21 protein-coding genes and 1 other annotated feature are annotated in these 24,436 nt (G+C 48.3%); of the genes, 12 read left to right on the forward strand and 9 right to left on the reverse strand.

The window, feature by feature from the left end; genetic code table 11:
- The first annotated feature begins 99 nt into the window (after positions 1-99).
- Positions 100-903, forward strand: a complete 804-nt coding sequence (locus AC3WU2_RS14160) for a TetR/AcrR family transcriptional regulator (protein ID WP_492455099.1) — start codon at positions 100-102, stop codon at positions 901-903.
- Between the two features lie 84 nt (positions 904-987).
- Here AC3WU2_RS14160 and AC3WU2_RS14165 read toward each other — a convergent pair whose 3' ends face one another.
- Positions 988-1,776, reverse strand: coding sequence for an ABC transporter permease (locus AC3WU2_RS14165; protein WP_492455101.1), 789 nt, complete (start codon positions 1,774-1,776; stop codon positions 988-990).
- Positions 1,773-2,663 carry an ATP-binding cassette domain-containing protein gene (locus AC3WU2_RS14170; RefSeq protein ID WP_492455103.1) on the reverse strand — a complete coding sequence of 297 codons (891 nt, stop codon included), beginning with the start codon at positions 2,661-2,663 and terminating at the stop codon, positions 1,773-1,775. The genes AC3WU2_RS14165 and AC3WU2_RS14170 overlap by 4 nt, the downstream gene beginning before the upstream one ends.
- Before the next feature lie 310 nt (positions 2,664-2,973).
- Here AC3WU2_RS14170 and AC3WU2_RS14175 point away from each other — a divergent pair, with 310 nt between their 5' ends.
- The 4 genes from AC3WU2_RS14175 to AC3WU2_RS14190 all read left to right on the forward strand — a co-directional run bounded on the left by AC3WU2_RS14175 (position 2,974) and on the right by AC3WU2_RS14190 (position 6,781).
- The gene (locus tag AC3WU2_RS14175; protein ID WP_492455105.1) at positions 2,974-3,405 is read left to right on the forward strand and encodes a DUF6526 family protein; all 432 of its coding nucleotides are present in this window, start codon (positions 2,974-2,976) and stop codon (positions 3,403-3,405) included.
- A 312-nt stretch (positions 3,406-3,717) separates the two neighbouring features.
- Positions 3,718-5,322, forward strand: a complete 1,605-nt coding sequence (locus AC3WU2_RS14180; protein ID WP_492455107.1) for an S-layer homology domain-containing protein — start codon at positions 3,718-3,720, stop codon at positions 5,320-5,322.
- Between the two features lie 458 nt (positions 5,323-5,780).
- Positions 5,781-5,918 carry a dockerin type I domain-containing protein gene (locus tag AC3WU2_RS14185; protein ID WP_492455109.1) on the forward strand — a complete coding sequence of 46 codons (138 nt, stop codon included), beginning with the start codon at positions 5,781-5,783 and terminating at the stop codon, positions 5,916-5,918.
- A gap of 122 nt (positions 5,919-6,040) precedes the next feature.
- The gene (locus AC3WU2_RS14190) at positions 6,041-6,781 is read left to right on the forward strand and encodes a MerR family transcriptional regulator (protein ID WP_492455111.1); all 741 of its coding nucleotides are present in this window, start codon (positions 6,041-6,043) and stop codon (positions 6,779-6,781) included.
- Positions 6,782-6,902: 121 nt separating this feature from the next.
- Here AC3WU2_RS14190 and AC3WU2_RS14195 read toward each other — a convergent pair whose 3' ends face one another.
- Entirely contained in the window at positions 6,903-7,991 is a 1,089-nt protein-coding gene (locus tag AC3WU2_RS14195) for a serine hydrolase domain-containing protein (protein WP_492455113.1), read from the reverse strand.
- Positions 7,992-8,270: 279 nt separating this feature from the next.
- Between AC3WU2_RS14195 and AC3WU2_RS14200 the strand changes: the two genes are divergently transcribed.
- The 3 genes from AC3WU2_RS14200 (at position 8,271) to AC3WU2_RS14210 (ending at position 11,861) form a co-directional block, all read left to right on the forward strand.
- A complete protein-coding gene (locus AC3WU2_RS14200; RefSeq protein ID WP_492455115.1) occupies positions 8,271-10,724 on the forward strand; it encodes a glycoside hydrolase family 38 N-terminal domain-containing protein in 2,454 nt (817 codons plus the stop codon).
- A gap of 211 nt (positions 10,725-10,935) precedes the next feature.
- Positions 10,936-11,424 (forward strand): SRPBCC domain-containing protein, encoded by a 489-nt coding sequence (locus tag AC3WU2_RS14205; RefSeq protein ID WP_492455117.1) that lies wholly within the window; start codon positions 10,936-10,938, stop codon positions 11,422-11,424.
- Positions 11,425-11,549: 125 nt separating this feature from the next.
- A complete protein-coding gene (locus AC3WU2_RS14210; RefSeq protein ID WP_492455119.1) occupies positions 11,550-11,861 on the forward strand; it encodes a hypothetical protein in 312 nt (103 codons plus the stop codon).
- 72 nt (positions 11,862-11,933) lie between these two features.
- On the opposite strand, the gene AC3WU2_RS14215 is transcribed toward AC3WU2_RS14210, so the two are convergent.
- From AC3WU2_RS14215 to AC3WU2_RS14235, 5 genes are all read right to left on the reverse strand, one after another.
- The gene (locus AC3WU2_RS14215) at positions 11,934-12,488 is read right to left on the reverse strand and encodes a class I SAM-dependent methyltransferase (protein ID WP_492455121.1); all 555 of its coding nucleotides are present in this window, start codon (positions 12,486-12,488) and stop codon (positions 11,934-11,936) included.
- Positions 12,485-13,153 carry a hypothetical protein gene (locus AC3WU2_RS14220; RefSeq protein ID WP_492455123.1) on the reverse strand — a complete coding sequence of 223 codons (669 nt, stop codon included), beginning with the start codon at positions 13,151-13,153 and terminating at the stop codon, positions 12,485-12,487. The genes AC3WU2_RS14215 and AC3WU2_RS14220 overlap by 4 nt, the downstream gene beginning before the upstream one ends.
- Positions 13,140-13,841 (reverse strand): ABC transporter ATP-binding protein, encoded by a 702-nt coding sequence (locus AC3WU2_RS14225; RefSeq protein WP_492455125.1) that lies wholly within the window; start codon positions 13,839-13,841, stop codon positions 13,140-13,142. Before AC3WU2_RS14225 ends, AC3WU2_RS14220 begins: the two co-directional genes overlap by 14 nt.
- On the reverse strand, positions 13,838-14,206 hold the full coding sequence (locus tag AC3WU2_RS14230; RefSeq protein ID WP_492455127.1) for a GntR family transcriptional regulator: 369 nt from the start codon (positions 14,204-14,206) through the stop codon (positions 13,838-13,840). The genes AC3WU2_RS14225 and AC3WU2_RS14230 overlap by 4 nt, the downstream gene beginning before the upstream one ends.
- Positions 14,207-14,376: 170 nt before the next feature.
- Entirely contained in the window at positions 14,377-15,027 is a 651-nt protein-coding gene (locus AC3WU2_RS14235; protein WP_492455129.1) for a cupin domain-containing protein, read from the reverse strand.
- Between the two features lie 203 nt (positions 15,028-15,230).
- Positions 15,231-15,464, forward strand: a binding site (T-box leader).
- Positions 15,465-15,645: 181 nt separating this feature from the next.
- On the opposite strand from AC3WU2_RS14235, the gene AC3WU2_RS14240 reads away from it, so the two are divergent.
- The gene (locus AC3WU2_RS14240; protein ID WP_492455131.1) at positions 15,646-17,178 is read left to right on the forward strand and encodes a 2-isopropylmalate synthase; all 1,533 of its coding nucleotides are present in this window, start codon (positions 15,646-15,648) and stop codon (positions 17,176-17,178) included.
- 64 nt (positions 17,179-17,242) lie between these two features.
- Here AC3WU2_RS14240 and AC3WU2_RS14245 read toward each other — a convergent pair whose 3' ends face one another.
- Positions 17,243-18,100 carry a helix-turn-helix domain-containing protein gene (locus AC3WU2_RS14245; RefSeq protein ID WP_492455133.1) on the reverse strand — a complete coding sequence of 286 codons (858 nt, stop codon included), beginning with the start codon at positions 18,098-18,100 and terminating at the stop codon, positions 17,243-17,245.
- 114 nt (positions 18,101-18,214) lie between these two features.
- Between AC3WU2_RS14245 and AC3WU2_RS14250 the strand changes: the two genes are divergently transcribed.
- From AC3WU2_RS14250 to AC3WU2_RS14260, 3 genes are all read left to right on the forward strand, one after another.
- Positions 18,215-19,723: a sulfatase family protein gene (locus AC3WU2_RS14250; protein ID WP_492455135.1), complete on the forward strand. Its 1,509-nt coding sequence runs from the start codon at positions 18,215-18,217 to the stop codon at positions 19,721-19,723.
- A 287-nt stretch (positions 19,724-20,010) separates the two neighbouring features.
- Positions 20,011-22,365, forward strand: coding sequence for a glycoside hydrolase family 95 protein (locus AC3WU2_RS14255; RefSeq protein WP_492455137.1), 2,355 nt, complete (start codon positions 20,011-20,013; stop codon positions 22,363-22,365).
- 33 nt (positions 22,366-22,398) lie between these two features.
- Positions 22,399-24,426 (forward strand): DUF5107 domain-containing protein, encoded by a 2,028-nt coding sequence (locus tag AC3WU2_RS14260; RefSeq protein WP_492455139.1) that lies wholly within the window; start codon positions 22,399-22,401, stop codon positions 24,424-24,426.
- Positions 24,427-24,436: the final 10 nt, after the last annotated feature.

A 24,436-nucleotide genomic window follows, 5' to 3' on the forward strand; every position in this document is an offset into this window, starting at 1 on the left:
ACATGGATAAAGGAATCGCGTTCGATATCCCGTCCAAATGATGGTATACTGTGTATATAATAAACACTTTTTTGGTTTTGAATGGGGGCCCTATCGTACATGCATGACAATCGACCCGAAGATAAAGATGTATTAAAAGATCTGCCCAACGGAGCGAAGCTCAGCTGGGGATTGAATAAACCGCCTACAAGAGGACCAAAAGGCGAATTGAGTATCCCGAAAATCGTCGAGGCAGCGATTGCCATTGCTGACAAAGACGGACTCGCAGCTTTATCGATGAGTCGTCTAGCTGGATCGCTTGGTTTTACGACCATGTCACTCTATCGTTATGTATCGAGTAAGGATGACCTGTTGTATCTGATGCAGGATGCTGTATGTCATATCCCTATTCCGGATGTGGAGGATGAGTCGCCGGATTGGCGTGAGAATTTACGGGCCTATGTCAGGGCTTGTATTCAAGTATTTCGTGACCACCCGTGGTACGTTGATATTCCCATCATGGGCATTCCACTCGCACCTTATAATCTTAAGGTGATCGACTGGGCGCTAAGATCGATGCGTCATTTGCCGTTAAATCAGTTCGAGAAAATGTCGTTCATCCTCCTCTTGAGCAGCTATTCGAGATCAGGCGGCATGCTGCTTCGTGATATGGACCGAGCGATTGAAGCGGGATCCACACCAGAGAAGTTCAGTGGTGTGAATTATGGCGAAGCGCTGCAACAGTTAGTCAAGCCGGAGCAGTATCCGGACCTCTACCCTGTCATTGCATCGGGTGCATATACGGGAGAAAATGAGCAGGACAACAATGTCGGGGACGATTTCGAGTTTGGATTGGAACGCATTCTGGATAGCATTGAGCATTATTTGGAATCCAAAAAGTCGATCCAACCGGATTCTAAATAGTTCATTTCCTTAATAAGAATAAAGAACAGCGATTCGATGCAGATCGAACCGCTGTTCTTTTTTGGTTATGGACGAGATACGAACCTATCTTCGACCTGCCCGTTTGCGAAAAGCCAGAATGCTCCATAGAAATGCGATGAGTAGAATCCCTACACACCAACAGATCGCAATCCAACCTTGCTGCTGCAGCGGTGTACCGGTGAGTAGCCCGCGAATGGTCTCAATAACAGGTGTAATCGGCTGATGATCGGCAATCCCTTGCAGCCATGAAGGCATCGTATCGGTTGGAACGAAGGCGCTGGAGAGATAGGGTAGGAACAGCAGGATGAACCCATACCCGGATGCAGCGGAAGGGCTGCCGGCGATGATGCCGATTGCAGCGAATAACCACGTAAAAGTAAGGATGAACAAGAAGATGACGCCTAATGCGCCAAGCCATTCCAATACGTTCGCAGAGGGACGGAACCCGACGAGCAATGCGACGGCGATCACGACACCTGTGGCGAGCAGATTGCGAACAAGGCTTGCGACCACATGGCCGGTAATGACGCTAATCGCTTGAATCGGCATCGTACGGAAGCGTTCAATGATACCATTCGTCATATCATTGGAGACATCGACCCCCGTGCTGGATGATCCAAAGCCTGCACAGAGCAGGATAATACCAGGTACAACGTAGTTCACATAATTACCACTCGTATCTATTGCGCCGCCGAAGACGAAGGTGAACAGCAGCATGAGCATCACAGGGAGCATGATGGCCATAATTAATGCTTCAGTATTACGAATACTGTGGCGAAGACTCCGTCCAATGAAGACGCTGTTGGTTACCCATAAAGAGGCGGATTTGACTGTAGGTTGAGATGTGATCATGAGATGGCTCCTTTCATTTCTTGCTTCGTCGTTAAAGCGAGGAATACATCATCCATGCTTGGTTTGCGAATGCTCATTTGGGTGTCCTTCGGCAGTGTGTGCGATAACTCCTGTAGTGTTCGACTGACATCGTGAATATTGCCATACGTAGGGATGGTGCGAATGACTTGATCCTTCGAGTCGCTCAATTCAATGACTTCGCCACCGATGCGGGATTTAAGCTCTGCCGGGGTTCCGGATGCAACAACGCGTCCGTCATTGATAACGGCAATTGTATCGGCTAGTTGATCGGCCTCCTCTAAATATTGCGTGGTGAGGAAGATCGTGATGCCTTGGTCTCGCAGCCCAAGAATGATATCCCACAAGGCGCGTCGACTGATCGTATCGAGACCTGTCGTTGGCTCATCGAGGAATACAATGGATCGGCTGGTTACGAGACTAATGGCGAGGTCCAGACGCCGTCGCATCCCGCCGGAGAAGGTCTTGACGCGTTTGTGTGCTGATGGTGTAAGATCAAACTGCTGGAGCAGCTGCTGGCTTCGAACTTGGGATTGTTCCTTCGATAGACCCGAGAGCCGACAGATCATGCGGAGATTCTCCTCCGCTGTCAGGATATCGTCGACGGCAGCAAATTGTCCGGTCAAGCTAATGGAACGTTTGACGCCGTCCTTCTCCTTCTCCACGTCATATCCCGCAACACGCACAGAACCTTCATCTGGTGCAACCAGGGTCGACAGAATGTTGATTAGCGTTGTTTTGCCGGCTCCATTAGGCCCAAGCAATGCATAGATCGTTCCAGTTGAGACCGTTAGGTCGAGCCCATTCAGTACCGTTTGGCTGCCAAACGTCTTGCGAAGTCCTTTTACTTCAATCGCATATTTTCGCATGGTCGTGCTCCCTTCACTTAACTGTGTATTATGTAATCAGTATATAGTATACACAATTAAATGTGCAACCCTTATTTATAAAATATCTGGGATCGGTAAACCCATCTGATGAGGAAGATTGTGCGTTAGCATTCACGGATATGTTAGCGGTAGTAACGAACGGATCATGGATGAATGAATAGAAGATTTATCACAGAATCCAGAGTCTAGCAGCAGGAACCTGAACGCCTTGCTCGAATGAAATTACTAGCAAGATATTTGTTGAGCCAAATGCTAAAGTCTTAACTATTGAAATGGAGGAGATTTATTGATGAGTCAACCGAGTCAACAAACCTATCAAAACCATAAGAAAGTGGACCCGATGTATCATTTTGCGCTGAGCCTGATTGTGCTAATTGTGCTGATCGCGTCCATCGTTTATGCGATTCAAGAGGCATTCAGCTACGCATCTGTCCTGCTCTTGGGTATGGCGATTGCGATCTTGCTGCTTACTGTGCTGCTGCGGATTTACAGTACCAAGATTCAGGACCGGATCATTCGTCAAGAGGAGAATTTCCGGTACTATCGCCTAACCGGGAAGCCAATAGATCCAACTCTGACCATGAAGCAGATCATCGCGCTTCGGTTCGCAGCGGATGAGGAGTTTCCAGCGCTATGCTCGAAAGCGGCGGAGACGGGGATGCAGCCGGACGCGATCAAGAGTGCGATCACGAAATGGAGAGCAGATCATTTCAGAGTGTGAATATCATCAATAACATGAAGCGAGGAGGGAGGCTGGAGGCGAGCATAAACGTCACCAGCCCTCCGATCAATTCACCAATGCCATCGGGGACAGTAAGCCACGGCATGCTTTCCGCTGATAACCCCAGCTGCTCCGGTATAACGAAGATCCCCAAGGGTGAAATCAGCCCAACCTAGCGACTTATTGCTCCCCATCCATCATTACGCTCATCATTCCATGATTTGGTCGTCCACCTTCCGTGCCCTTTTTGATAGGATAGAAGTTATGGGTTATGAATCTATTCTATGAAAATCAAAAAGCGAGGCATTTGTTTTGAAGATACGTAACAAAATTTTAGCTGTATGGATGGCGGCGGCCATGGCGTTCGGCGCTTTTACCAACGCACCGGCAGCGGCTGCGTCTACCTCTTTGCCGTTTGACGATATTGCCGGCAGTTTTGCCAAGAACGAAATTATAGAACTTATCAAGGAAGGTGTCGTAAACGGCACGGGCAACCGGAAATTTGAACCGAAAAAAAACGTGACACGCGCCGAATTTGTGGCCATGACCGACCGTTTGCTTAAGCTTGCGCCTGTAGCTGCCGATATGCCGACGTTTAGCGACGTTGCTGCGAAAAGCTGGTATTACGGCTGGATTGAAGCTGCTGTTCAACTCGGTGTCGCAGAGGGAAAAAGCAAGCGTACGTTCGAGCCGTCGGCTCGAATTACGAGACAGGAAGCCGCCGTACTGATCGTCAGGGCGCTGAAGGTTGATCCCGGTAACGATTCCGGTAGCAGTCTATCATATACAGATGCGGATCAAATCGCACCTTGGGCAGCTCCTTATGTACAAGCCGCGCATACGCTTGGCCTTATGGATGGAGCAAACGGGAAGTTCCGTCCGGCGGATGCCATGAGTCGCGAGGAAACGGCTGCGGTACTCGCCAGGGTTCTGAAGGACAAGGTTTGGTACAATGCGATCCACAAGAAGCCGAATGAAGGCATCCAGCTGGGCTGGCAAAACGGATTAACGACATCCCAGTTTAAGGAGCAGGTGAAGAACAGCAACGTAAATACGTTGGTACCAAGGTGGTTCTTCCTGGAAAATGCATCAAACCCTGTTTCGAACTATGCAGATGCCAGCCTCTCTAGCTGGGCCAAGCAGAACAACAAAAAGGTATGGGCTATGCTCGGAAATCATTCGGATCCAGCATTGACGCATCAGATCCTGTCGGATGAAAAAAAGCGGGCTGCTGTCATTCAGAAACTTGCCGGTTATGTGAAGACATACGGATTATCCGGAATTAACGTGGACTTCGAGAACGTAAGTCCAGAGGACAGGCTGTCGCTAACGGCATTCATTTCCGAACTTGGAACGAGCCTGCGGAAGGCAGGGGCGGTGCTGACTATTGATGTTTCCCCGGACCTGGGTACAGATTGGACCGAAGCCTTTGACTATGAAGCGCTTGGAAGATATGCGGATTATGTGGTATTGATGGGGTATGACGAGCATTGGGCCGGCGATCCCGTGGCGGGTTCTGTATCCTCGTTCCCTTGGGTTCAATCGGCCTTAAATCAGCTACTTTCCGTCGTTCCGGCTTCCAAAACTATTCTGGCGCTTCCGTTTTATACGAGGGATTGGACGCTTCAGCCGGGCGGGGCGTCGTCCGAAGAGCTCTCTTTGATTCAGCAGGGTTATCGCATTCGCTCCGTAGCCTATAACCGCTCATGGGATTCGGACCTAGGGCAGTATGTCCTCAGTTACATCCGCCAAGGGAGCGGGCACCGGATCTGGGTGGAAGACGGACGTTCCCTAGGACTAAAAACGATGATGGCAGCCAAGCGAGGGGTAGCGGGTTTTGCGTTTTGGTATATAGGAGCGGAGACCGACGATATCTGGACAAGCTTGAGCAATGCCATTCGTTATGCATCGTATTAAGAGAATAAATGTGGAATGATATATATTTTAATTGGCCTTGTCCATTCCGGACAGGGTCTTTTTTTCGTGTGTCTATCTCTCAAATTATGTTGCTGGTTACTTGCCTTCCTTTAAAATCCCCCATTATCATGAATCCATGCGGAAGCACGGGCCCGAAATCTCTTTTCAGAAGTATTACCCGGGAAAACCTTTCTTCTCTTTTGAAAGCGCTAACGGGTTGGTCTGCAGAACTTCAACGGGCAGCGCATGGGGTTCGCGATAAAGCGAACGTATTGAAGCCGGGCCGAGAATGTGACGGCGCCGATAACGGAAACGATTGCCGTATCGAATGCGCTTGTCGCAGACGATCAAGGCGCGGAAGCAAGCATTAGGGCCGCATCGCTGTCGATTCAAGTGACTGTCGTTACACCGGGTAATCTGGCGATGTTAACGGTGACGGTAAGGTCAGCATCGGCGATTTGGCCATCGCGGCGGCAAATTATGGCCGGACCAGCCAAGATCCAAACAGGGCGGCGATTAAGGCTTGCGATCTCAACGGCGATGGTAAGATTGATATCGCGGATTTGGCGGCTATCGCGAAGTTGATTGTGAAGTAAACGGGAATTTAAGGAAGCAAGGCACCCATTCGGGATGAATGGGTGCTTTTTTAACTGAGAATTTCATGACTTGACTCTTACCTAAGGGGAGACCTTACACTGAGCAAAGGAGGTGCATTTACATGCATTATACGGTCAACGAAGTATCGAAAATGTCCAATGTAACGATCAAAACCTTACATCACTATCATAAAATGGGCCTGCTCATCCCAATAGAGATCAGCGATGCGGGGTACCGGTTATATGGAACCAAAGCGCTGGAGCGTCTGCAGCAAATATTGTTCTATCGTGAATTGGAGTTCTCGATCGAACAAATCAAACAATTGCTTGAAGGCGAACCCGATCGTATTCAAATTCTGGCTGAGCAGGAGAAGCTGCTTGAGGCACGTCAGCAAAGGCTGGAACGTATTCTTCAGACCCTTCGTAAATCTAAGGATGGGACACGAACGGATGTGGAAGAATTATTCCGGGGGTTTGAGAGCGACGAAGCCTGGAGAGAGGCGCTGGATGCGCAGCGGCAGCACTTGAAGCAAGCCTATGATTATGATCTTCATGAAGCGGGTCCGATCGATGTGCCGGAGATGAATGAACAAGCCAAGGAAGCGATGACGTTTATGGCGGGAATGGCGGAATCGCTAAGGAATGGCGTGAAGCATCACGATGAGAAGATACGGCTGCGAATAGGCAGTCATCTTGATTTTCTGAACGCACACGGGCATACGATAACGCCGACTGATTTTGCTGCGCAGACCCAGTTTTTCTTAACGGATGATTTCCATCTTCAAATGTTAGAAGATCAGCAGACGGGATTGGCTTATTATCTTGCAGCAGCTGCAGCGTCCTTCTGCATAGAGCCTAGGTAGCATTAGCTCGTATATTCGATCCCATCCGGACGAGTTTGTCGAGTGGAAAGTCTAGATAAACATCGAGAGCTCTGCGATACGCGGAGCTCTTTCTGATGAGAAGGGGCTCTGATAGCTCCGTTCAGGCATCGCATTTCAGCAGCTTATCGATCGTCTGCATCATAAGCCTTATACCTTTCTGATGGTATCGGAACTGATTCATGCTGCCGATCAGATATGCGTCAGTAGCGGGATGGTAGAACATGAAGGACCCTGTTGAGCCTGCATTGCCCCAGGCATGGTATTTGGCCGGCATGAGGATCGGGATGGCTCGAAAACGCATCACTCCATAGCCGTAATCAATCCCTGGAAAGAATCTCGCCCAATCCCTCATCATCGTGTCTATCGTCTGTACGCTAACCAGCTCATGGCCCACAAGAGCTTGCATAAATCGCAGCAGGTCTTCTGTGGTCGATACAATCCCGCCACCGGCGTACATGAAGCTAATACTGTTATAATCCGTCACATCGATGTGTCGAACGAATAAACGCGCTAATGGATATTCACTTTGGCGCATCGGTTTACCGGGTGCAACATAGGAGTCATACATGCTGAGTGGCGCGAAAATATAAATATGCAGAACATCGTGATAAGGTAGGCTGGTAACTTTCTCAATGATGAGCCCCAAGAGATGATAGCCCGTATCTGAGTAATGAAATCCTTTGCCCGGCGGGAAATGTCCGTGTAGATGGGCTTTGGCCCACAGCAGAGCTTCCTGTGGCGTCCATGTTCGCTCTGGTTCATCGACAATCATATCAATCATCGATTTCCCCTGCTTCGGTTGATCCTCGAAAAAGCAATGAAGCCCTGACGTATGATTCAATAAATGCCTGATTTGGATCTCACTCGTATAATCCTTGCCTTTATAGAAGTGCAGCTGATGCAGCAGATCTTGGTCCAGATACCGTGAGATGGGGTCTTCATAGGAGAGCTGCCCTTTTTCTACCAGCATCCCAATAAGTACGGACGTGAACAATTTACTGATACTTGCGATGTAGAAAGGCTGCTCAGGATGGATCGTGTGATGTTCGGCACGCCCTTCCGCCAAATTCATGTGAATGCCGAGCCGATCGGAGTGCACCATTAGAGATGCATGCTGGATTTTCTGGTCGTTATGTACTTTTTTGCAAAAAAGTTCCGTGATGGCGGCCTTGGTTTGTTCCTTTTTCATCGTCTGTCATTCCTTTCAACATAGGATCAATTTGAACGTTCCTTTTGCAGGGAATAGAGTTACGTATAACCGGTAGAAGCAATACGATCGAATACAAATTCGATGCAGAGGATCAGGGTAATGTCTATTTAGATTATATGATGATGAACTATTATTATCTAAATCCAGATCCGAGGGATGTCTCCAAATTATAAAAAAATGACTTGTTCTCATAAATACATCCATTCGCATCGTCGCTACAATGAGGGCATTACCTAAGAACAAAGGAGATTGATCTCATTGAAGAAACCTTGGAAAATTTATGTGATTCATCACTCCCATACCGATATTGGTTATACAGACCGTCAAGAAAAAATCGAGCAGTATCATGTCGGGTTTATTCGTCAGGCTTTGCAGATTCTTAGCGATGCATCGTCTGGCAGACAACCGACCTGGCAGGGATTCAAATGGTGCTGCGAGACCTTCTGGGCTGTGGAACGATTTTTGGAACAGGCGACACCGCAGGAGCAATCCGATTTTGCAGAAGCAGTACGCAATGGGGATATCGAGCTATCTGGGACCTATTTGAATATGACCGAATTGCCGGATGAACATCTTCTACGGAGCATTCTTAGCAAGGCGGTTACGTACGGGCGCAGTATCGGACATAACGTGGATTCTGCGATGACAGCAGATATCAATGGTTATAGCTGGGGTTACGCGCAAAGTTTGATCGATTCGGGAATACAGCATTTATTTTCTTGCGTGCATACGCATCACGGGATGTTCCCGTTAGGCCGCAAGCAGACCCCATTCTGGTGGGAGACATCCCGCGGGGACAAGCTGCTCGTCTGGAATGGGGATCATTATATGCTCGGCAATGAGCTCGCCCTCTGTCCGGACGCGGTCGGCAGTTATATGATTCGGGATGAGCTCGTGACGCCTGCGATCGTTGATAATCAGATGGAAATTGCGGAGATACGGATTCAGCGGTATTTGGCGCAGCTGGAAACGGAAGCGTACCCGGCTGATTTCGTCCCTGTTATGATCTCGGGTCTTGCGACAGATAATGGAGCTCCGAACGGTCAATTAATGGCGTTCATCCATGAGTGGAATGCGAAGCATGGCGATTCTGTTCAAATCGAAATGACGACATTAAGCCATTTCTTCGAGATCGTCAAACAATCCGATATCGATATTCCGGTGTATCGCGGCGATTGGCCGGATTGGTGGTCGGACGGTGTGAATTCCACAGCGCTTCACACGCAGATGTTCCGGGATGCGCAGCGGACGCTACGGAAAATTCGGCAGATGGACCCTAGCAACGAAGTCATTTCGGCTCAAGAAATTGCGGCGATTGAGCAGCCTTTGGTCATGTATGCGGAACATACGTGGGGCTTCCATTCTTCGATCTATGAACCATGGCATTCGCAGGTCATGCGGCTTGGCATTCGGAAGGAAGCCTACGCATCTAACGCAAGCACACTCGCATATCGTGCGTGGGATAAGCTCCTTCACAACCAGGGCGAAGCACTTTTGTATCCAAATCGTCCTTTCCGATATCGGGTGTTGAATACAAATACCACGCCTTCAAGTGAACTCGTTGAATTAAACCTGGAGGGGTACGAAGTCGTTCGATTCAAGGATGGGCTGGAAGTGATAGATGCGGCTACGGGGAGTGTCATTCCTCACCAGAAGAGCGGATATCAGAGCTATACGGTGAATGTAGCATTGGATTCAATGGCAAGCCAAGAATTCTATCTGCAGCCCGTGAAGCATGTTGAACCGAGAACAACGAACAATGTGCAGTTGATTGGTGCCGATCAAGTCTATGATATCGCAGACATCTATCCAGGTGGCGGCGATCAGCAAGGCATTAAGGTCAGTCGGCATGCGATTGAATCGGATTATGTGCGGATCAGCTGGAACGATGAGGGGATCGTAAGCTGGTTGAACAAGGAAACGGGAGAAGACCTGCTGCGGGCAGATCGTGATCATCATGCGTTTACGCCGATCTATGAGGTGACTCCGGCAGCGGATGCGAGGGATGGGGGAAGCCAGTGCGCAGTTCGCAGGCAGATGGGCCGTAATCGTAAAGGCTTGAATGTACAGCGCTCTATTGGACGAATCGTGCAAATGAAGGAAGGCAACAAAGGGCCATTGTTCGCAACGGTTGAACTGCATTATGAAGTCGCTGGCATGACTTATTATTCGGTCCATCTGAAGGTGTATGCCGATTCGAATCGTGTGGACGTATCCGTTCGCTTGCATAAGGACAGCGTATGGAATCCGGAGAATCTCTACATCTCGGTGCCGTTTACGCTGGGTGTGAAAGACCACGAGACGCTCTGGCTCGATAAAGCTGGTGCGCCAATTCGACCGGGTGTAGATCAACTGCCTGGCACGTGTCTCGATTACTATTGCATTCAGGAGGGCCTCAGTCTTACGAATCAAGAGAACGGCCATCAGGAGGCACTGCTCATAGCGACGCCGGATACACCGTTGATTCAGTTAGGCTCCCTTGCACATGACAAGCGGATTGTCCATACCCAGCAGACGGGTGATGAACCGAGACATCTCTATGTGTGGGCATTGAGCAATTATTGGGAGACCAATTTCAAAGCGACTGTGGGCGGATTCTACGAATTCCACTATCGCATGCAGTATGACTCGAACTGTCCTTCGCCTGAAGCGGCGATGAATCGTGTGCGATCACTCGCCTCAGGTTTCACCGTTACTCGAGTGGATCGTTAATTGCGCATAAGAACGGCAAGCTCTTCCTTCATGGAGGCGGCTTGCCGTTTTCTATTCACAATCCGCATAGAAGATAATCAATGATCGAAATGAAGTGAATCCTATGGATATAATTGATAATTTCCTTGAGATTTATTATGATACAAACAAACGTTCGTTATTTGATGAACATTTATGTTCGTGCTAATAATCCATTGAAGGATGAGGTGTGATGGTGGACCATAAAGTTTCTTTAAGTTCGAATTCAGGTAAAATCGTCGGACAGACGGCGAGCGTCGGTTTCCAGGTTGGTGTAAGGCGAACATTGCCTATCACGAGAGAACAGGCGTGGGCGTATCTCGTCTCATCGGAAGGGAAGTCGCTATGGATTGGAGACGAGAACACACTTCAACAATTGCAAGTCGGGGAATTCTTCGAATCCCGGAATGGCATCTCTGGACAATTGCGGGTATTGAAGCCGCTTCACCAGCTTCGCATGGCATGGAGCACGAGGGTATGGGAGCGCCCGTCTACACTTCAAATTCGACTGTTATCCGATAAACCGGACAGAATAACGATCAGTTTTCATCAAGAGAATCTAGCAGATGCAGATACACGTGAGCAAATGAAGCTGCACTGGGAACAAGTACTAGCGACGATTGCAGTTCGAACAAGCTCGCTGATTCATGGGGACAATGAAGAGGAGATGCACAGCCAATGAGATGGTGCATCGATTGAACTGATGGTGATGTAACATGTCCAGCTTTACAATTTTCCATGAGGATGTTAAGATTTCTCAACCATCAGTTGCAAGAGAGCAAAATGAATGATCATGGAGGCATTTTAATGAGTCAACGCTATCGCATTACTAGAGAATTTCAGGAAAATGACAATACAGCACCAACCATTTCTTTGGAAGAGTGCCAAGCGTATTTTGCATCCAAACCTGATTTTTCGTATACATCTGTTTTTACAGTAACAAACGCTACCGGCAGCATGTCCATTGAGGGAGATTTTTTCATGTGGAGTTATAACGATATCATGATCCCATTCCGGTATTATCAAGGGGATTTATACGTATCGGGCACCAATGAAGCCGTAATTCCCAAGATGATGGAGGTCGCGGGAGAATTACGGGCGGATGTGGCGGAAGGGTAATATCAGTGGTTGTCGGCGCAGCGCATCTGGAGAAGCTATCGACAAGCGAAGATACAAGTAAAAGAGGTGCGATCATACGCATCTCTTTTTGCATTTGAAAACCCATGCGGGGGGCACATTCATCCAGGTATACCCAATGTCAATCATCGAGAAATGGGTCTGGAATTGTGGCCTAAGGAGTAGGGTATATTGGAAGGCGACAAAGATTCCATTAGGTGTCAATGATTCATGAATCGCGTCAAATATTTGATTTCTTATTGTCTCGGTGAAATTCGCGAAGGGGAGTCCCGAGACGATGAGATCAAAGGGCCGCCCCGATGCACTCACCACCTCTCCTAACTGCAGCGCATCGCCCAGCAGATAACAGGATGGAAAGCGCCGCGCCAACATTTCGCGAAAGTTAGCGTTGGCTTCGAACAAATAGAGTTGACTATGCGCAGGCATCTTCTGCTGAATCGATTGCGTAAATACACCGGTACCGGGACCGAGCTCTGCGATTTGCCGCATCTTATGCCAAGGAATCGTTTTCGGCAGCATTTTGCGGGTTAGGAACGGTGAACTCGGGATGATGCTTCCCACTTGTCCTGCATGGCTAAGAAATTCTCTGATAAAGGAAGGTTTTCTCATTCGGCGTACACCTTCTTCTCCAGTAAAAAATGGCTGAACCAGCCTAATCCGATCGTTAGCACGAGTACTGTGAAGAAATAAGGGAATAACGAGAATACCATGAACCATAAGAGTAATCCAGCGACAAAGCTGATGAAGGTGAGGAGGAGTGGGAGCTTGCCGACCCATTGACCAATGAATAGGCTCATGGCACACAGCAGGACGATAGAAATGGCACTGAGTACGATGCTAACGATGAACAATAGTTTGGGACCATCGATTGTGATTAAGGGTTCCGCGCGGAATAGTAGTCCATGGCTAACCTTGTATTGAATCCATAGTGAAATCGCTGTGATAGTGAAGATCATGCAGGCTTCAAGAAGAATAACGAAGGATTTCGTTAGAAGCAGATAGGAGCGAGGAACGGGTAAAACAAATAGTTGGTAAATGGAATGCTGCTTCCATTCATCCCGCCAAGTGGAGAAGGAGCGTAAAAAAGGAAGGATCAGCATGGCGCATAGTAGTGCGATATTCAGCGACATCAAATACGAAAGCTGATCTGAACTTGTATGCGCTGTAAGGAAGATGATCGCGATATTCAGGAGGATGTGGGCGCATAGCAGAATCCATAACACATTTCTCCGATTGCGAATTTCGGTTAACAGCAGTCTTTTAAAGGCGTGCACCGTCATAAACCTCCTTCAAGATATCGAGTAGTGATTGATTACGCGTTTGTTTGAGATTCTCGACCTGGCCCGTGAGCAGCAATCGCCCTTCATAAAGGAATAGAATTTCATCAAGCAAATGCTCTGTTTCCGTTATTTCTTGGGTAGTAATAAGAATGGTCTGTCCTTCCTCGATGAAATCATCGATGATCGCTTGTGCAATTTGCTGTCTAGCGAAGGGGTCTATGCCAGAGAAGGGTTCATCCATCAGGATGTACCTCGCTTGCCTGCTTAGAGTGAGTAATAATTTCATCTTAGCGCGCGTGCCTTTGGAAGCCTGTCGGATAGGGGAAGAAGCGGTTAACTCGAAGTAATCTAATAATCGATGCGTCTTTTCTGGATCCCAATCCCAGTAGAAATCCCGCATGTATTTCATGGCGTCGGACAATGTCATCCATGGATACAAGATATCCATATCCGGCAAATATGCTGTCGAGGCTCGCGTAGCAATGCTTGGCGAGGCACCATCGAAGGTGATAGAGCCTTGATCAAGCTTCAGCAAGCCCGCCATCGCTTTGAGTAAGGTTGATTTTCCTGCGCCATTCGTCCCGAGCAGCCCGATGATTTGACCTTCTTCGACGGTGATCGATACATCATTTAACGCTAATTTGTTACCAAATCGCTTGAATGCGTTAGATACTTGGATCACGAGGATGTTCCCCTCTCAAGATAGGATTGAATGAGCGTAAGAATCTCTGAATCGGGTTTCCCGAAAGATCGCAGCAGCTCCATGCTCTGGTGTATGGCCTCGTATAATGCTTCTTCTCGGATGGCAGCGAGTACAGCAGCATCACTCGTAATGAAGCTCCCTTGACCGCGATGCGTTACGATGAGGTTCATATCTTCCATTTCTTTGTACGCTCTCTGGATTGTATTGGGATTGACACCCAGCGTCTTGGCTAGCTCGCGGCGTGAGGGAATTTCTTGACCAAGGGTATACGTTCCGTTGAACAATTTGAGCCTGATGTCTTGAATGATTTGTGCATAAATGGGTTCGATTTTATTGAACTCCATGATCGCCTCCAAGCCGGCAATGACTACCACTGTGTTAATTAATTAATACAGTAATACAATGAAGAATGGAAGTCAATGGGTGATTAGCGAATATATACAAAAAACACCAGTGGATGATTCCCCTGGTGTCTTTCACTACTATTGAATAAGCAATTGAAGTGGGTCCTGTCTTATTGGAAATTAAGCCCGTTACCGATAACTTGCCGCTGCCTTGTTGGAGGTGGCGTGTTGGAACTCGCAGGCTGGTTGACGATGTTGGCTGCTTGCGTCTGCGTTGTTGACGTTGTTTTACAATCACTTGGTGGTCCGATGACGACTGTCTTCGTAATTGGTGCGAACGTTTCTTTCACTTTGGCTTCGTCCAGACAATACGTGTCCGCCCATATTTGTGCTGGCGTCAATCGGAGAATATCCGAACCTGCAATGAATTCGGGGACTGGGGCGTCGAAGATTGCGAGCAGATGTGTATTATCTGATGTCGCGACCTCGTAGTGCCACCATCCTTGCGGGACATTGGCCACTTGGCCAGATTGAATCGGATAATTGAGCAATTCTTTGGTGAACGGATTGAGGATCGAGACGACAGCAGAGCCTGAGATAACATATACCAATTCCGTCGCATTCTGATGGTAATGAGGCTCCACAATATTATCTTTGCTAAGGAAGATGTCGAGCAGTGAGGCATTCCCCAACGTATTAAGTTGATTGACGGATAATGCGAGAATGTAGTTGTTTGCATCCTTTTTGTAAAAGGGGTTATTCTTCAGATCGTAAGTAAACTGAGCGGTTGGAGACGTGAAGTCCATATAAGAGACTGCCAATGTGTTCCCTGCCCTTCGCGAATGTAGTAGGCATAAGCCCGATGGAATAGGTTATGTCACAATGAGCCAAATTGCGCCTATCAATTGGGATAGCATCATTAGCCGTCAAGTACAAGCAGGTGTATGTGTGTTAGACTAGATGTCAAAAAGACGGTTGACAAATCAATTGGCGATCCATATAATAACAAATAATTGAATGAATCTTAAATGTACCGATTAGAAATAGTAGAAGTGTATTGACTTTTCAGAGAGCCGCTGGTAGGTGCGAAGCGGTAATGTCGTTCATTTCGAACTCGTCTATGAACAGCTGCCTGAATGATGTAGGGTAAGCCGGAATTCCACCGTTACAAGGATAGATGGTGATGGCCATCGAAGGAGATCATTTCTGAAGTAGAAATGAATTAGAGTGGTACCGCGAGTTCAACCTCGTCTCTATACATAGAGACGGGGTTTTTTGTTTTTCGGGGCTCCCCGCAAAGTACCTGAATCGGCTTCGAAGCCAAGTCCCCACTTTGTGGGGCAATTTTGTTGGTTAAATTCCGGGTTTAACCAACAAACCTAACGCATATAGAACATCCATGACATGGTTAACGTACGAAAATTAGAGGAGGAATTCAAATGAGTCGCAATATTATCGTGTTCGATACGACACTACGAGATGGAGAACAGGTTCCAGGCGCGAAATTGAATTTACATCAAAAAATAGAGATTGCTCAACAGTTAAAACGTCTTCAAGTCGATATTATCGAAGCAGGATTTCCTGCCTCTTCCCTTGGAGATTTCCAAGCGGTGCAAGAAATTGCCCGCAGTGTAGGGGATACGGTCTCGATTACAGCGCTGGCACGTGCCGTGAAAGGCGATATTGATGCGGTCTATGAGAGCATTAAACTTGCACAAAATCCGTTGATTCATATCGTACTGGGTACGTCGAACATTCACGTGGAGAAGAAATTCAACCGTTCGAAGGACGCGGTGTTGCAAATGGGTGTTGATGCGGTGAAGTACGCGAAGACACTGTTGCCGAATGTACAATATTCTACGGAAGATGCTTCAAGATCGGATTTCGAATATTTGTGGGGAACGATTGAGGCTGTGGTGAAGGCTGGAGCGACGATGATTAACGTACCGGATACGGTAGGTTACGCGGTTCCAGAGGAATTCGGTCATTTGATTTACCGTATCAATGATCGGCTGAAGAACTTAAATCCCGATGTCATTCTAAGTGTTCATTGTCATAATGATCTAGGCATGGCAACAGCGAACACGCTGAGTGCGATTAAGAACGGAGCGCAGAAAATCGAGTGTACGATTAACGGCCTTGGTGAACGTGCGGGGAATGCTTCGCTTGAAGAGGTCATTATGGGGTTAAAAGTCAGAGAGAATTTCTATGGCTGCACGACGAACATCAATACGAAGGAGCTTGTACGAACGTCTCGCTTGGTCAGTCATTTGACAGGTCTGGATGTCCAAGTGAACAAGGCAATCACGGGCGAAAATGCATTTGCGCACTCTTCAGGCATTCATCAAGATGGATTGCTTAAAGATAAGCAGGTCTATGAGATCATGACACCGGAGGAAGTAGGAGCCGAGAGTATGGAATTGATCTTGACTGCTCGCTCTGGACGTCATGCGTTTAAGAACGCCGTCGAGAAGATGGGCTTCGATACAAGCGATACTGCGGACTTCGAGCAGTTGTTCAACAAATTCCTAACCCTTGCGGATGCGAAAAAAGAAGTCTATGACCATGATGTCTTCTACCTGGTGACGAATCACCGGACACTAGCACAAGGCGAGCATCAGCTCTATGAACTGGAATCGTTCCAAGTGGTAAGCAACGAGCTGCATCCGACGGCAACGGTTAGATTGCGAAAAGGGGATGAAATCCTAACCGATAGCAGTGTAGGAGATGGACCTATAGATGCGTTGTATAGTGTCATTCGGACGTTGGTCGGACTCGATGTGGAGTTGAAGGATTATAAGATTAACAGTCTTTCTCGCGGCAAAGATGCAGTCGGACGGGTCAATATTCGGATAGTCTATCAAGATAAGGTCTATACGGGACGTGCGATGGATACGGACATCATTAAGGCAAGTGCTATTGCTTTCTTGAATGGGATCAATGCGATTCTGTTGGATGCGACGGTAAGCTAAATCAGCAACAGCTTAGAGCCCTCGGGGAAACCCAGGGCTCTTCTCTTTGCCGCATAACACGGACTTAGCAGGTCCCATCGCGATAAGCAGATGGAGAACTCCCAACTTGGAGCTTAAAAGCGCGGGAGAACATATACAGGTCAGGATATCCGACGGATAATGCGATTTCGCCAATCGGTAAGCTGGAGCTGCATAAAAGTTCTTTCGCGCGCTCCAGCCGAAGCTGCTGCAAATATTGCTGAGGAGATTGCCCTGTCTTTTGCGTAAATTGCTGTGTGAAATAAGAACGATGAAAGCCAAAGAGGTGCGCAATCGCTTCAATTCGCAATGGTTCCGCATAATGAAGTTGAAGGAATTGATGCACCTCATGAATCCAATCCACGTTGGGTGGTTCTTTGATTGTATCGTGCTCTTCTGCATGAATCTCTAACTGTTCGAACAGACGAAGCAGTGCAGCGAGGAGGGGGAGATGTCGTCGCCATTTTGGCTCCTCATCCCAGATGATCTGCTCCACCTCCTGCAGTAAGTGTATCACCGCTTCATCAACAACCGAAGTACGGTAAGGATGATGAACGGAAAGCCCTATGGCTCGCATCAGTTCACGCATTTGCGGACCTTCCAATGTGAGCCAGACCATCCTTAGCTCTTCACGCGAGGCGATTCGATATTCATAGGTCATGTGAGGGAATAGACAGAACAGGTCGCCTGCTTGCAATTGAATCACTTCATCCTCATGAACAAGCTGGAGGTCTCCGCTGACAATGAAATGCAATCCATAACAATCAATTTGCTTTGGACCTACATGATAATTGGGTTTGGCGAGATTGCGACCCGCGCGGACAAGCCAGAAGCCTCCGGTACGTTCAACCTTGGAGGGCATGTGGTGCCAGAGATCCGAGAATTCGACGGCATGTTCTTTCATGAGCCACCTCCAACCTAACATTTTGCTAAATACATTATGTCATTTTCAAATGAGCTGAGACAAGATAATCTTCTAAGTAATCATGAAGAATATGATGCTTAAGGAGAGGGTTGTGTGAGCAGACCGAACATTTTGTTGATAACGAGCGATCAGCAGCACTGGGATACGATCGGAGCATTTAACCGTGAGATTTATACGCCGAATCTGGACCGACTGGTACGGGAAGGGACGACCTTCACACGCGCTTATTGTCCGAATCCGACATGTACGCCGACACGCGCTTCAATAATTACAGGGATGTATCCGAGTCAACATGGCGCATGGACGTTAGGAACGATGCTGCTCGAGGACCGCCATACGGTTGGGGAAGACTTCAGCGCCGCAGGCTATACGACGGCGTTGATCGGGAAAGCTCACTTTCAGCCACTTCAAGGTACGGAGGAATATCCCTCGCTCGAAGCTTATCCGATATTGCAGGACATGGAATTCTGGCGTTCGTATAAGGGGCCTTTCTATGGATTCGATCATGTGGAATTGGCTCGGAATCATACGAATGAAGCGCATGTGGGACAGCATTATGCTTTATGGCTGGAGGAGAAAGGTTGTACGAACTGGCGAGATTACTTCGTGGCGCCTACGGGTACGATGGATCGTGTAATTAAGCACACGTGGCCGATTCCAGAGGGATTTCATTATAATACGTGGATTGCGGAGCGAACGAATGCGGTGCTCGAGCAATCGAAGGCGGAAGATAAGCCTTTCTTCTTGTGGTCCAGCTTCTTCGATCCACATCCTGATTATCTCGTACCTGCCCCATGGGATGCGATGTATGATCCCGATATGCTAACGATTCCGAGTATATCGCCAGGGGAGCATGATCGGAATCCGCCGCATTTTGCGAAGACGCAGGAGGAACGGCCGGATTTTAGTCACTTGCGAGAGACAGGCAACGGGATTCATGGTTATCATTCGCATTTGACGCCTGAAACTGAGCGGAAGCAGATCGTTGCAACCTATTACGGGATGATCAGTCTGATGGACAAATATATTGGACGTATTCTGGATAAGCTGGATGAGCTCGATCTCACAGAGAATACAATCGTCGTGTTCACGACCGATCATGGGCATTTCTTTGGGCAGCATGGGCTCCAGCACAAAGGCGGATTCCATTATGAAGATTTGATTAAGCTGCCGTTCATTGTGCGCTATCCAGATCATGTGCCAAGCGGAGTTCAGTCTTCTGCGATCCAATCGCTCGTAGATTTGGCGCCGACATTCCTCAGCTTCTGTGGTATCGATATCCCGCCGATCATGACGGGGGTAGATCAAAGTGAGGTCTGGCGTGGGTCCAATGTGTGCGTGAGAGATCATGCGGTCTGTGAATTCCATCATGAGACGACAACGATTCATCAGAAGACTTACGTTGATGAGCGTTACAAGATAACCGTCTATTACAATCAGACTTATGGTGAGATCTTTGATCTCGAACAGGACCCGCAAGAACGCTACAATTTGTGGGATGATCCTGCGTACCAGTCTTTAAAATCAGAACTGCTTCTGAAATACATATGGGCGGAGCTCGGGAAAGAACCGATGCCTATGCCTCGCATCTGGCATGCTTAGTTCGTAGAGCTCGGACCCCTGCCTAAAATTGGATCCAGTAGATTTCCCAGCGATCATCCTCTGAAGTGTAGTAGCATCATCGAGCTCAATCCCCCCTTTGCCATGCATCACGACGGGGAGACTGTAATCTTTCACTCCGGTTTCTCGATTGACGTTATGAATTGTTATTTATTTCCTATGCTTAGTGATATATAATTTCAATGAATTCATGAATATTGTTGTAATTTTTAGTTCATATTTTCGATTCTGATCGTACATTACAACCATAAAATGAGGTGAGTAAGGTCATGCAAAAAGCTGCGAAATTGTGGTACAGACAACCGGCATTGCAGTGGACGGAAGCGCTCCCATTGGGGAATGGTAGGATTGGCGCCATGGTCTTTGGGGGGCAGGACCGTGATCGGCTGCAAATGAATGAAGATACGCTATGGGCTGGATATCCTCGGGAGGAGCATAATCCAGATGCCTTGCACTATTTATCGGCAGCAAGAGAATATATTGCGGCCAAACAGTTTGCAGAAGCACAATCGCTTGTTGAGCAGCATATGCTTGGAACGGACGGGCATGGGGTGCAGCCTTATCAGCCGCTAGGTAATGTCTATCTCGACTTCCAAGGATTATCGGATGAAGAAGTGTATACGAGGGAACTGGATTTGAATACCGCGATCGCGACAACAATGGTGGGCTCTGGCGATCGGCAGCACACGCGCCGAATGTTCATTTCAGCCGTCGATCAAGTGATGGTCATACACCTTGAGCGTTCACCAGAAAACTCATTTGATGTAGCGGTGTCGATGGATTCTTTGCTTCGTTATCAGGTGTCATCCGATGGTCAGGGCTTGTTGCTGACGGGAATCGCACCGACGAAGGTTCAGAACCATAATAACGGGATTGAACCTGCCGTTGTGTATGATGATGAGGGTCTATCCACACGGTTCGCAGCGATGATCACTGTGGCAGAGACAGATGGACAGGTACGGATTGAACCAGACCGAGTTCGTCTTACGGGAGCGACCTATGCCACATTGTTATATACGAGTGCAACAAGCTACTCGCGCTTTGATGAGATCCCCGGTCTGACGTCCATTGATCCCGTGGCGTCATGTCGAGATACGCTGCAGAAGGCACGGGGGAAGAGCTATCTAGAGTTAGAGGCTGCTCATATTGCCGATTACCAATCGTTATTTCATCGGGTCGACTTTGAATTGTACGATGCGGAAAATGGCGATGCAGTGCAATTGCCAACGGACGAACGACTGCAGCGAATGGCGCAAGGCATGAAAGATTTGGATATGTCGTGCCTTCTCTTCCAATATGGACGATATCTCTTAATATCGAGCTCTCGGCCTGGGACGCAGCCTGCTAATCTGCAAGGCATATGGAATGATATGGTGCAGCCGCCATGGAATGCAGATTTTCACCTGAACATCAATTTACAGATGAATTATTGGTTAGCGGAGAGCTGTCATTTGGCAGAATGCCATGAACCGCTCTTCCAACTGATTGAAGAACAAGCCGTGACGGGAGCGAAAACCGCACGGATTCAATATGGCTGTGACGGATGGACCGCGCATACGATGTCTGATATTTGGCGGACGAACAATGTTGGACCGACCGGGGAGGCGACCTGGGCCTACTGGCCAATGGGCGGCGCATGGCTCTGCCAGCATTTATGGGAGCATTATTTGTTCGGTCAGGATTTATGCTTCCTGAAAGATCGGGCGTGGCCATTGATTCAAGGTGCGGCGGAATTCATGCTAGGTTGGCTGATAGAGAACGAGGAGGGGCAGCTGGTAACGAGCCCTTCGACTTCACCCGAGAATCACTTCTATGATCCAGTGACTAGACAGCCGCGATCGGTGACCCAAGCATCGGGGATGGATTTATCGATTGCATGGGAAATGTTATCAATTGCAGATCAGGCAAGTCGACTGCTGGGTGTCGATGAAGCGTTTACGAACCGATGTCAAGATGCATTAGCACGGCTAAAGCCGCTTCAAATCAGCAGCAAAGGGTATTTGATGGAATGGGATGAGGACTACGAAGAAGTCGATCCGCAGCATCGCCACTTCTCACATTTGTTCGGGATCTTCCCTGGAAGACAATTCACAATAGAGCATGATCCTGTTTATTGTGAAGCGATGCGGAATACGATGGCGCGGCGGGGAGATGAAGGTACGGGCTGGAGCATGGGCTGGAAGGTTGCGGTATGGGCGAGGCTTCTCGATGGCGATCGAGCCCTGCGACTATTAGATAACTTCATGCAGGTCGGTACGGACCAAGCATTCAACTATCGAAAAGGCGGCATTTATACGAACTTGTTCTGTGCACATCCACCGTTCCAGATCGATGGGAACTTTGGCGCAGCTGCGGGAATATCCGAGATGCTCCTGCAGAGTCACCTGCTGGATATTCATCTCCTTCCAGCCCTTCCTACCACGTGGGAACAGGGTCATATCCATGGGCTTCGCGCAAGAGGAGGTTATACAGTAAGCATGGAATGGTCTACCGGGCAACTGACACAGGCGGTTATTGTTGCCGATCGAGACGGCACATGCAAGGTTCGTTATCAAGGAAAAGTGAAAGAATTCGTTTGTAAGGCTGGTATTGCTGTTCAACTGACATGGGCGGAACAGGAATGAAGTTGCAAATAATCAATGGGTGAGGTGAGTGCGATGAAAGTCACTTTGTCAACATTGTATTTAGAAGGGACGCCTGTAGAAGGTGAGAATCCGCTTCCGATGTTCAGGAGCCGTAATCATCATAGTGACGTGGCGGAGAACGGAACGTTCACAGCAGAACAACGTGAATATTTGGGATACGAGACGGGGGAGCGTTATTTGCCCTATCGGATGCAGGATCGCTATACACGGGACCGCAAGAATATCGGGCTTAAGGCGATTATTCTCGAAAATGATATCCTGAAGGCGACGTTCTTGCCAGAATACGGTGGACGACTCTATTCGCTGAAGGATAAGCGAACAAATCGCGAAATTTTGTATCGAAATCTAGTCCTTCAGCCTGCCAATCTATCGATTCTCAATGCGTGGTTCTCAGGTGGGATTGAATGGAATATCGGGCAGATAGGCCATACATTTACGACATGCTCCCCCCTTCATGCTGCAGCGGTTAAGGATGAGGACGGCCACGAATTTCTGCGACTCTATGAATATGAACGTTGTAAAAATATTTTCTGGCATATCGATTGTCATCTTCCGCCAGGCGCAGAACAGCTCGCTGTGTATGTGCGGATGGTGAATGATCGTGACCAGCCGGTTCCAATGTATTGGTGGACCAACATTGCCGTGGAAGAGACGCATGATGCGCGCGTATTCTCGTCGACGAGCAAGGTCATCTATATGGATATGGAGGTCAAAGGCTTCGGGCTGGCTGATCTGCCTCATTTGCCATCCGCACCACAGGTTGACGCCTCGTATCCGATGCAAATTCCCTTCTCGAATGAATACTTCTTCCAGACCGATGCAGCTCATCCATCACCGTGGGAGGCGGTTGCGTATGAAGATGGCCGTTTATTCTATGAACGCTCTACCCCAATGCTTCGCTATCGTAAAATGTTCTGTTGGGGGAATCATCAAGGGGGAAGACGCTGGTGCGACTTCCTTGCGAAGCCTGGCGAAGGCAATTACATCGAAGTGCAGGGTGGGCTTGCACCAACACAGCGTCATGGCATCGATATGCCCGCCAATACAGTATGGGATTTTACGCAAATGTTCGGGGTTACACATGTCGATGCAGCTCAATCCTTAGAGACGCCTTGGGTGGAAGCGAACCAGTACATCCAAGCTCATGTGGATTCCGTCTTAAGTGAAGATGAAGTGAACCATATGCATCTGAAGCTGCAAGCATTGACCGAGAAGCATCCGGATCGACTTCTGTCCAAAGGATCTGGCTGGGGCGCTCTGGAACGGGTTCGTCGTGAGGAGCTGGGCGAACGTGGTATTCCGTTTGGATTCCATTTCGAAGATATCACACTCGATGAGCCTCAGTATCCGTGGCTTGCACTACTAAAAGATGGACAGCTGCCTGATCAGGATGTTCACAGCATTCCATCTTCATGGATGATTCAAGAGGACTGGTTCAAGCTGTTGCAGGAAAGCATTGCTCGAACGGCCCAACCGTCATGGGTTTCACTCCTGCATTACGGTGTGATGTTATACGAGTATGGGCTCGAGAAAGAAGCGGTTGAGGCATGGGAGAAGTCGTTGCGCATTGCACCATCCGCTTGGGCCTATCTTAATTTAGCCGTTGTTAAGACGCAGCAAGACGATGCAGCTGCAGCGCTCGACTTCTACGAACAAGCTTATGCGTTAGCGAATGGATTCCCGGATCGATCATTTGTAGAAGAATATTTAAATTTATTCATTTCAAGTCAAGCCTATCAGCAAGCCTGGGATGTCTATGAAGCGCTGCCTGCGGGTTTCGCTGCAAGCGATCGTATTCAGATCATCATGGGCGCGGCAGCACTGGAACTGGATAAGCATGATTTCATCGAGAAGCTATTCAACACGGAATTTGCTGTCATTCGCGAAGGGGAAGTTCGGATCGTAGACCTATGGTATCAATATCATGCGAAGCAGCTTGCGAATGCAAGACACACGGAAGTCACACCGCAGATTCTGGAAGAAGCGATGGCGAGCTTCCCACCGCCTATGAATATCGATTTTCGACTAATCAGCCCTTAAGTAGAAGTCG

It is taken from the genome of Paenibacillus sp. EB106-05-06-XG162, from assembly GCF_058791655.1.

Excerpts from the sequence above, each read along its gene's own strand:
- AC3WU2_RS14160 (WP_492455099.1), top strand. The coding sequence starts at position 100 with ATGCATGACAATCGACCCGAAGATAAAGATGTATTAAAAGATCTGCCC.
- AC3WU2_RS14165 (WP_492455101.1), bottom strand. The coding sequence starts at position 1,776 with ATGATCACATCTCAACCTACAGTCAAATCCGCCTCTTTATGGGTAACC.
- AC3WU2_RS14170 (WP_492455103.1), bottom strand. The coding sequence starts at position 2,663 with ATGCGAAAATATGCGATTGAAGTAAAAGGACTTCGCAAGACGTTTGGC.
- AC3WU2_RS14175 (WP_492455105.1), top strand. The coding sequence starts at position 2,974 with ATGAGTCAACCGAGTCAACAAACCTATCAAAACCATAAGAAAGTGGAC.
- AC3WU2_RS14190 (WP_492455111.1), top strand. The coding sequence starts at position 6,041 with ATGCATTATACGGTCAACGAAGTATCGAAAATGTCCAATGTAACGATC.
- AC3WU2_RS14195 (WP_492455113.1), bottom strand. The coding sequence starts at position 7,991 with ATGAAAAAGGAACAAACCAAGGCCGCCATCACGGAACTTTTTTGCAAA.
- AC3WU2_RS14205 (WP_492455117.1), top strand. The coding sequence starts at position 10,936 with ATGGTGGACCATAAAGTTTCTTTAAGTTCGAATTCAGGTAAAATCGTC.
- AC3WU2_RS14210 (WP_492455119.1), top strand. The coding sequence starts at position 11,550 with ATGAGTCAACGCTATCGCATTACTAGAGAATTTCAGGAAAATGACAAT.
- AC3WU2_RS14215 (WP_492455121.1), bottom strand. The coding sequence starts at position 12,488 with ATGAGAAAACCTTCCTTTATCAGAGAATTTCTTAGCCATGCAGGACAA.
- AC3WU2_RS14230 (WP_492455127.1), bottom strand. The coding sequence starts at position 14,206 with ATGGAGTTCAATAAAATCGAACCCATTTATGCACAAATCATTCAAGAC.
- AC3WU2_RS14240 (WP_492455131.1), top strand. The coding sequence starts at position 15,646 with ATGAGTCGCAATATTATCGTGTTCGATACGACACTACGAGATGGAGAA.
- AC3WU2_RS14245 (WP_492455133.1), bottom strand. The coding sequence starts at position 18,100 with ATGAAAGAACATGCCGTCGAATTCTCGGATCTCTGGCACCACATGCCC.
- AC3WU2_RS14255 (WP_492455137.1), top strand. The coding sequence starts at position 20,011 with ATGCAAAAAGCTGCGAAATTGTGGTACAGACAACCGGCATTGCAGTGG.
- AC3WU2_RS14260 (WP_492455139.1), top strand. The coding sequence starts at position 22,399 with ATGAAAGTCACTTTGTCAACATTGTATTTAGAAGGGACGCCTGTAGAA.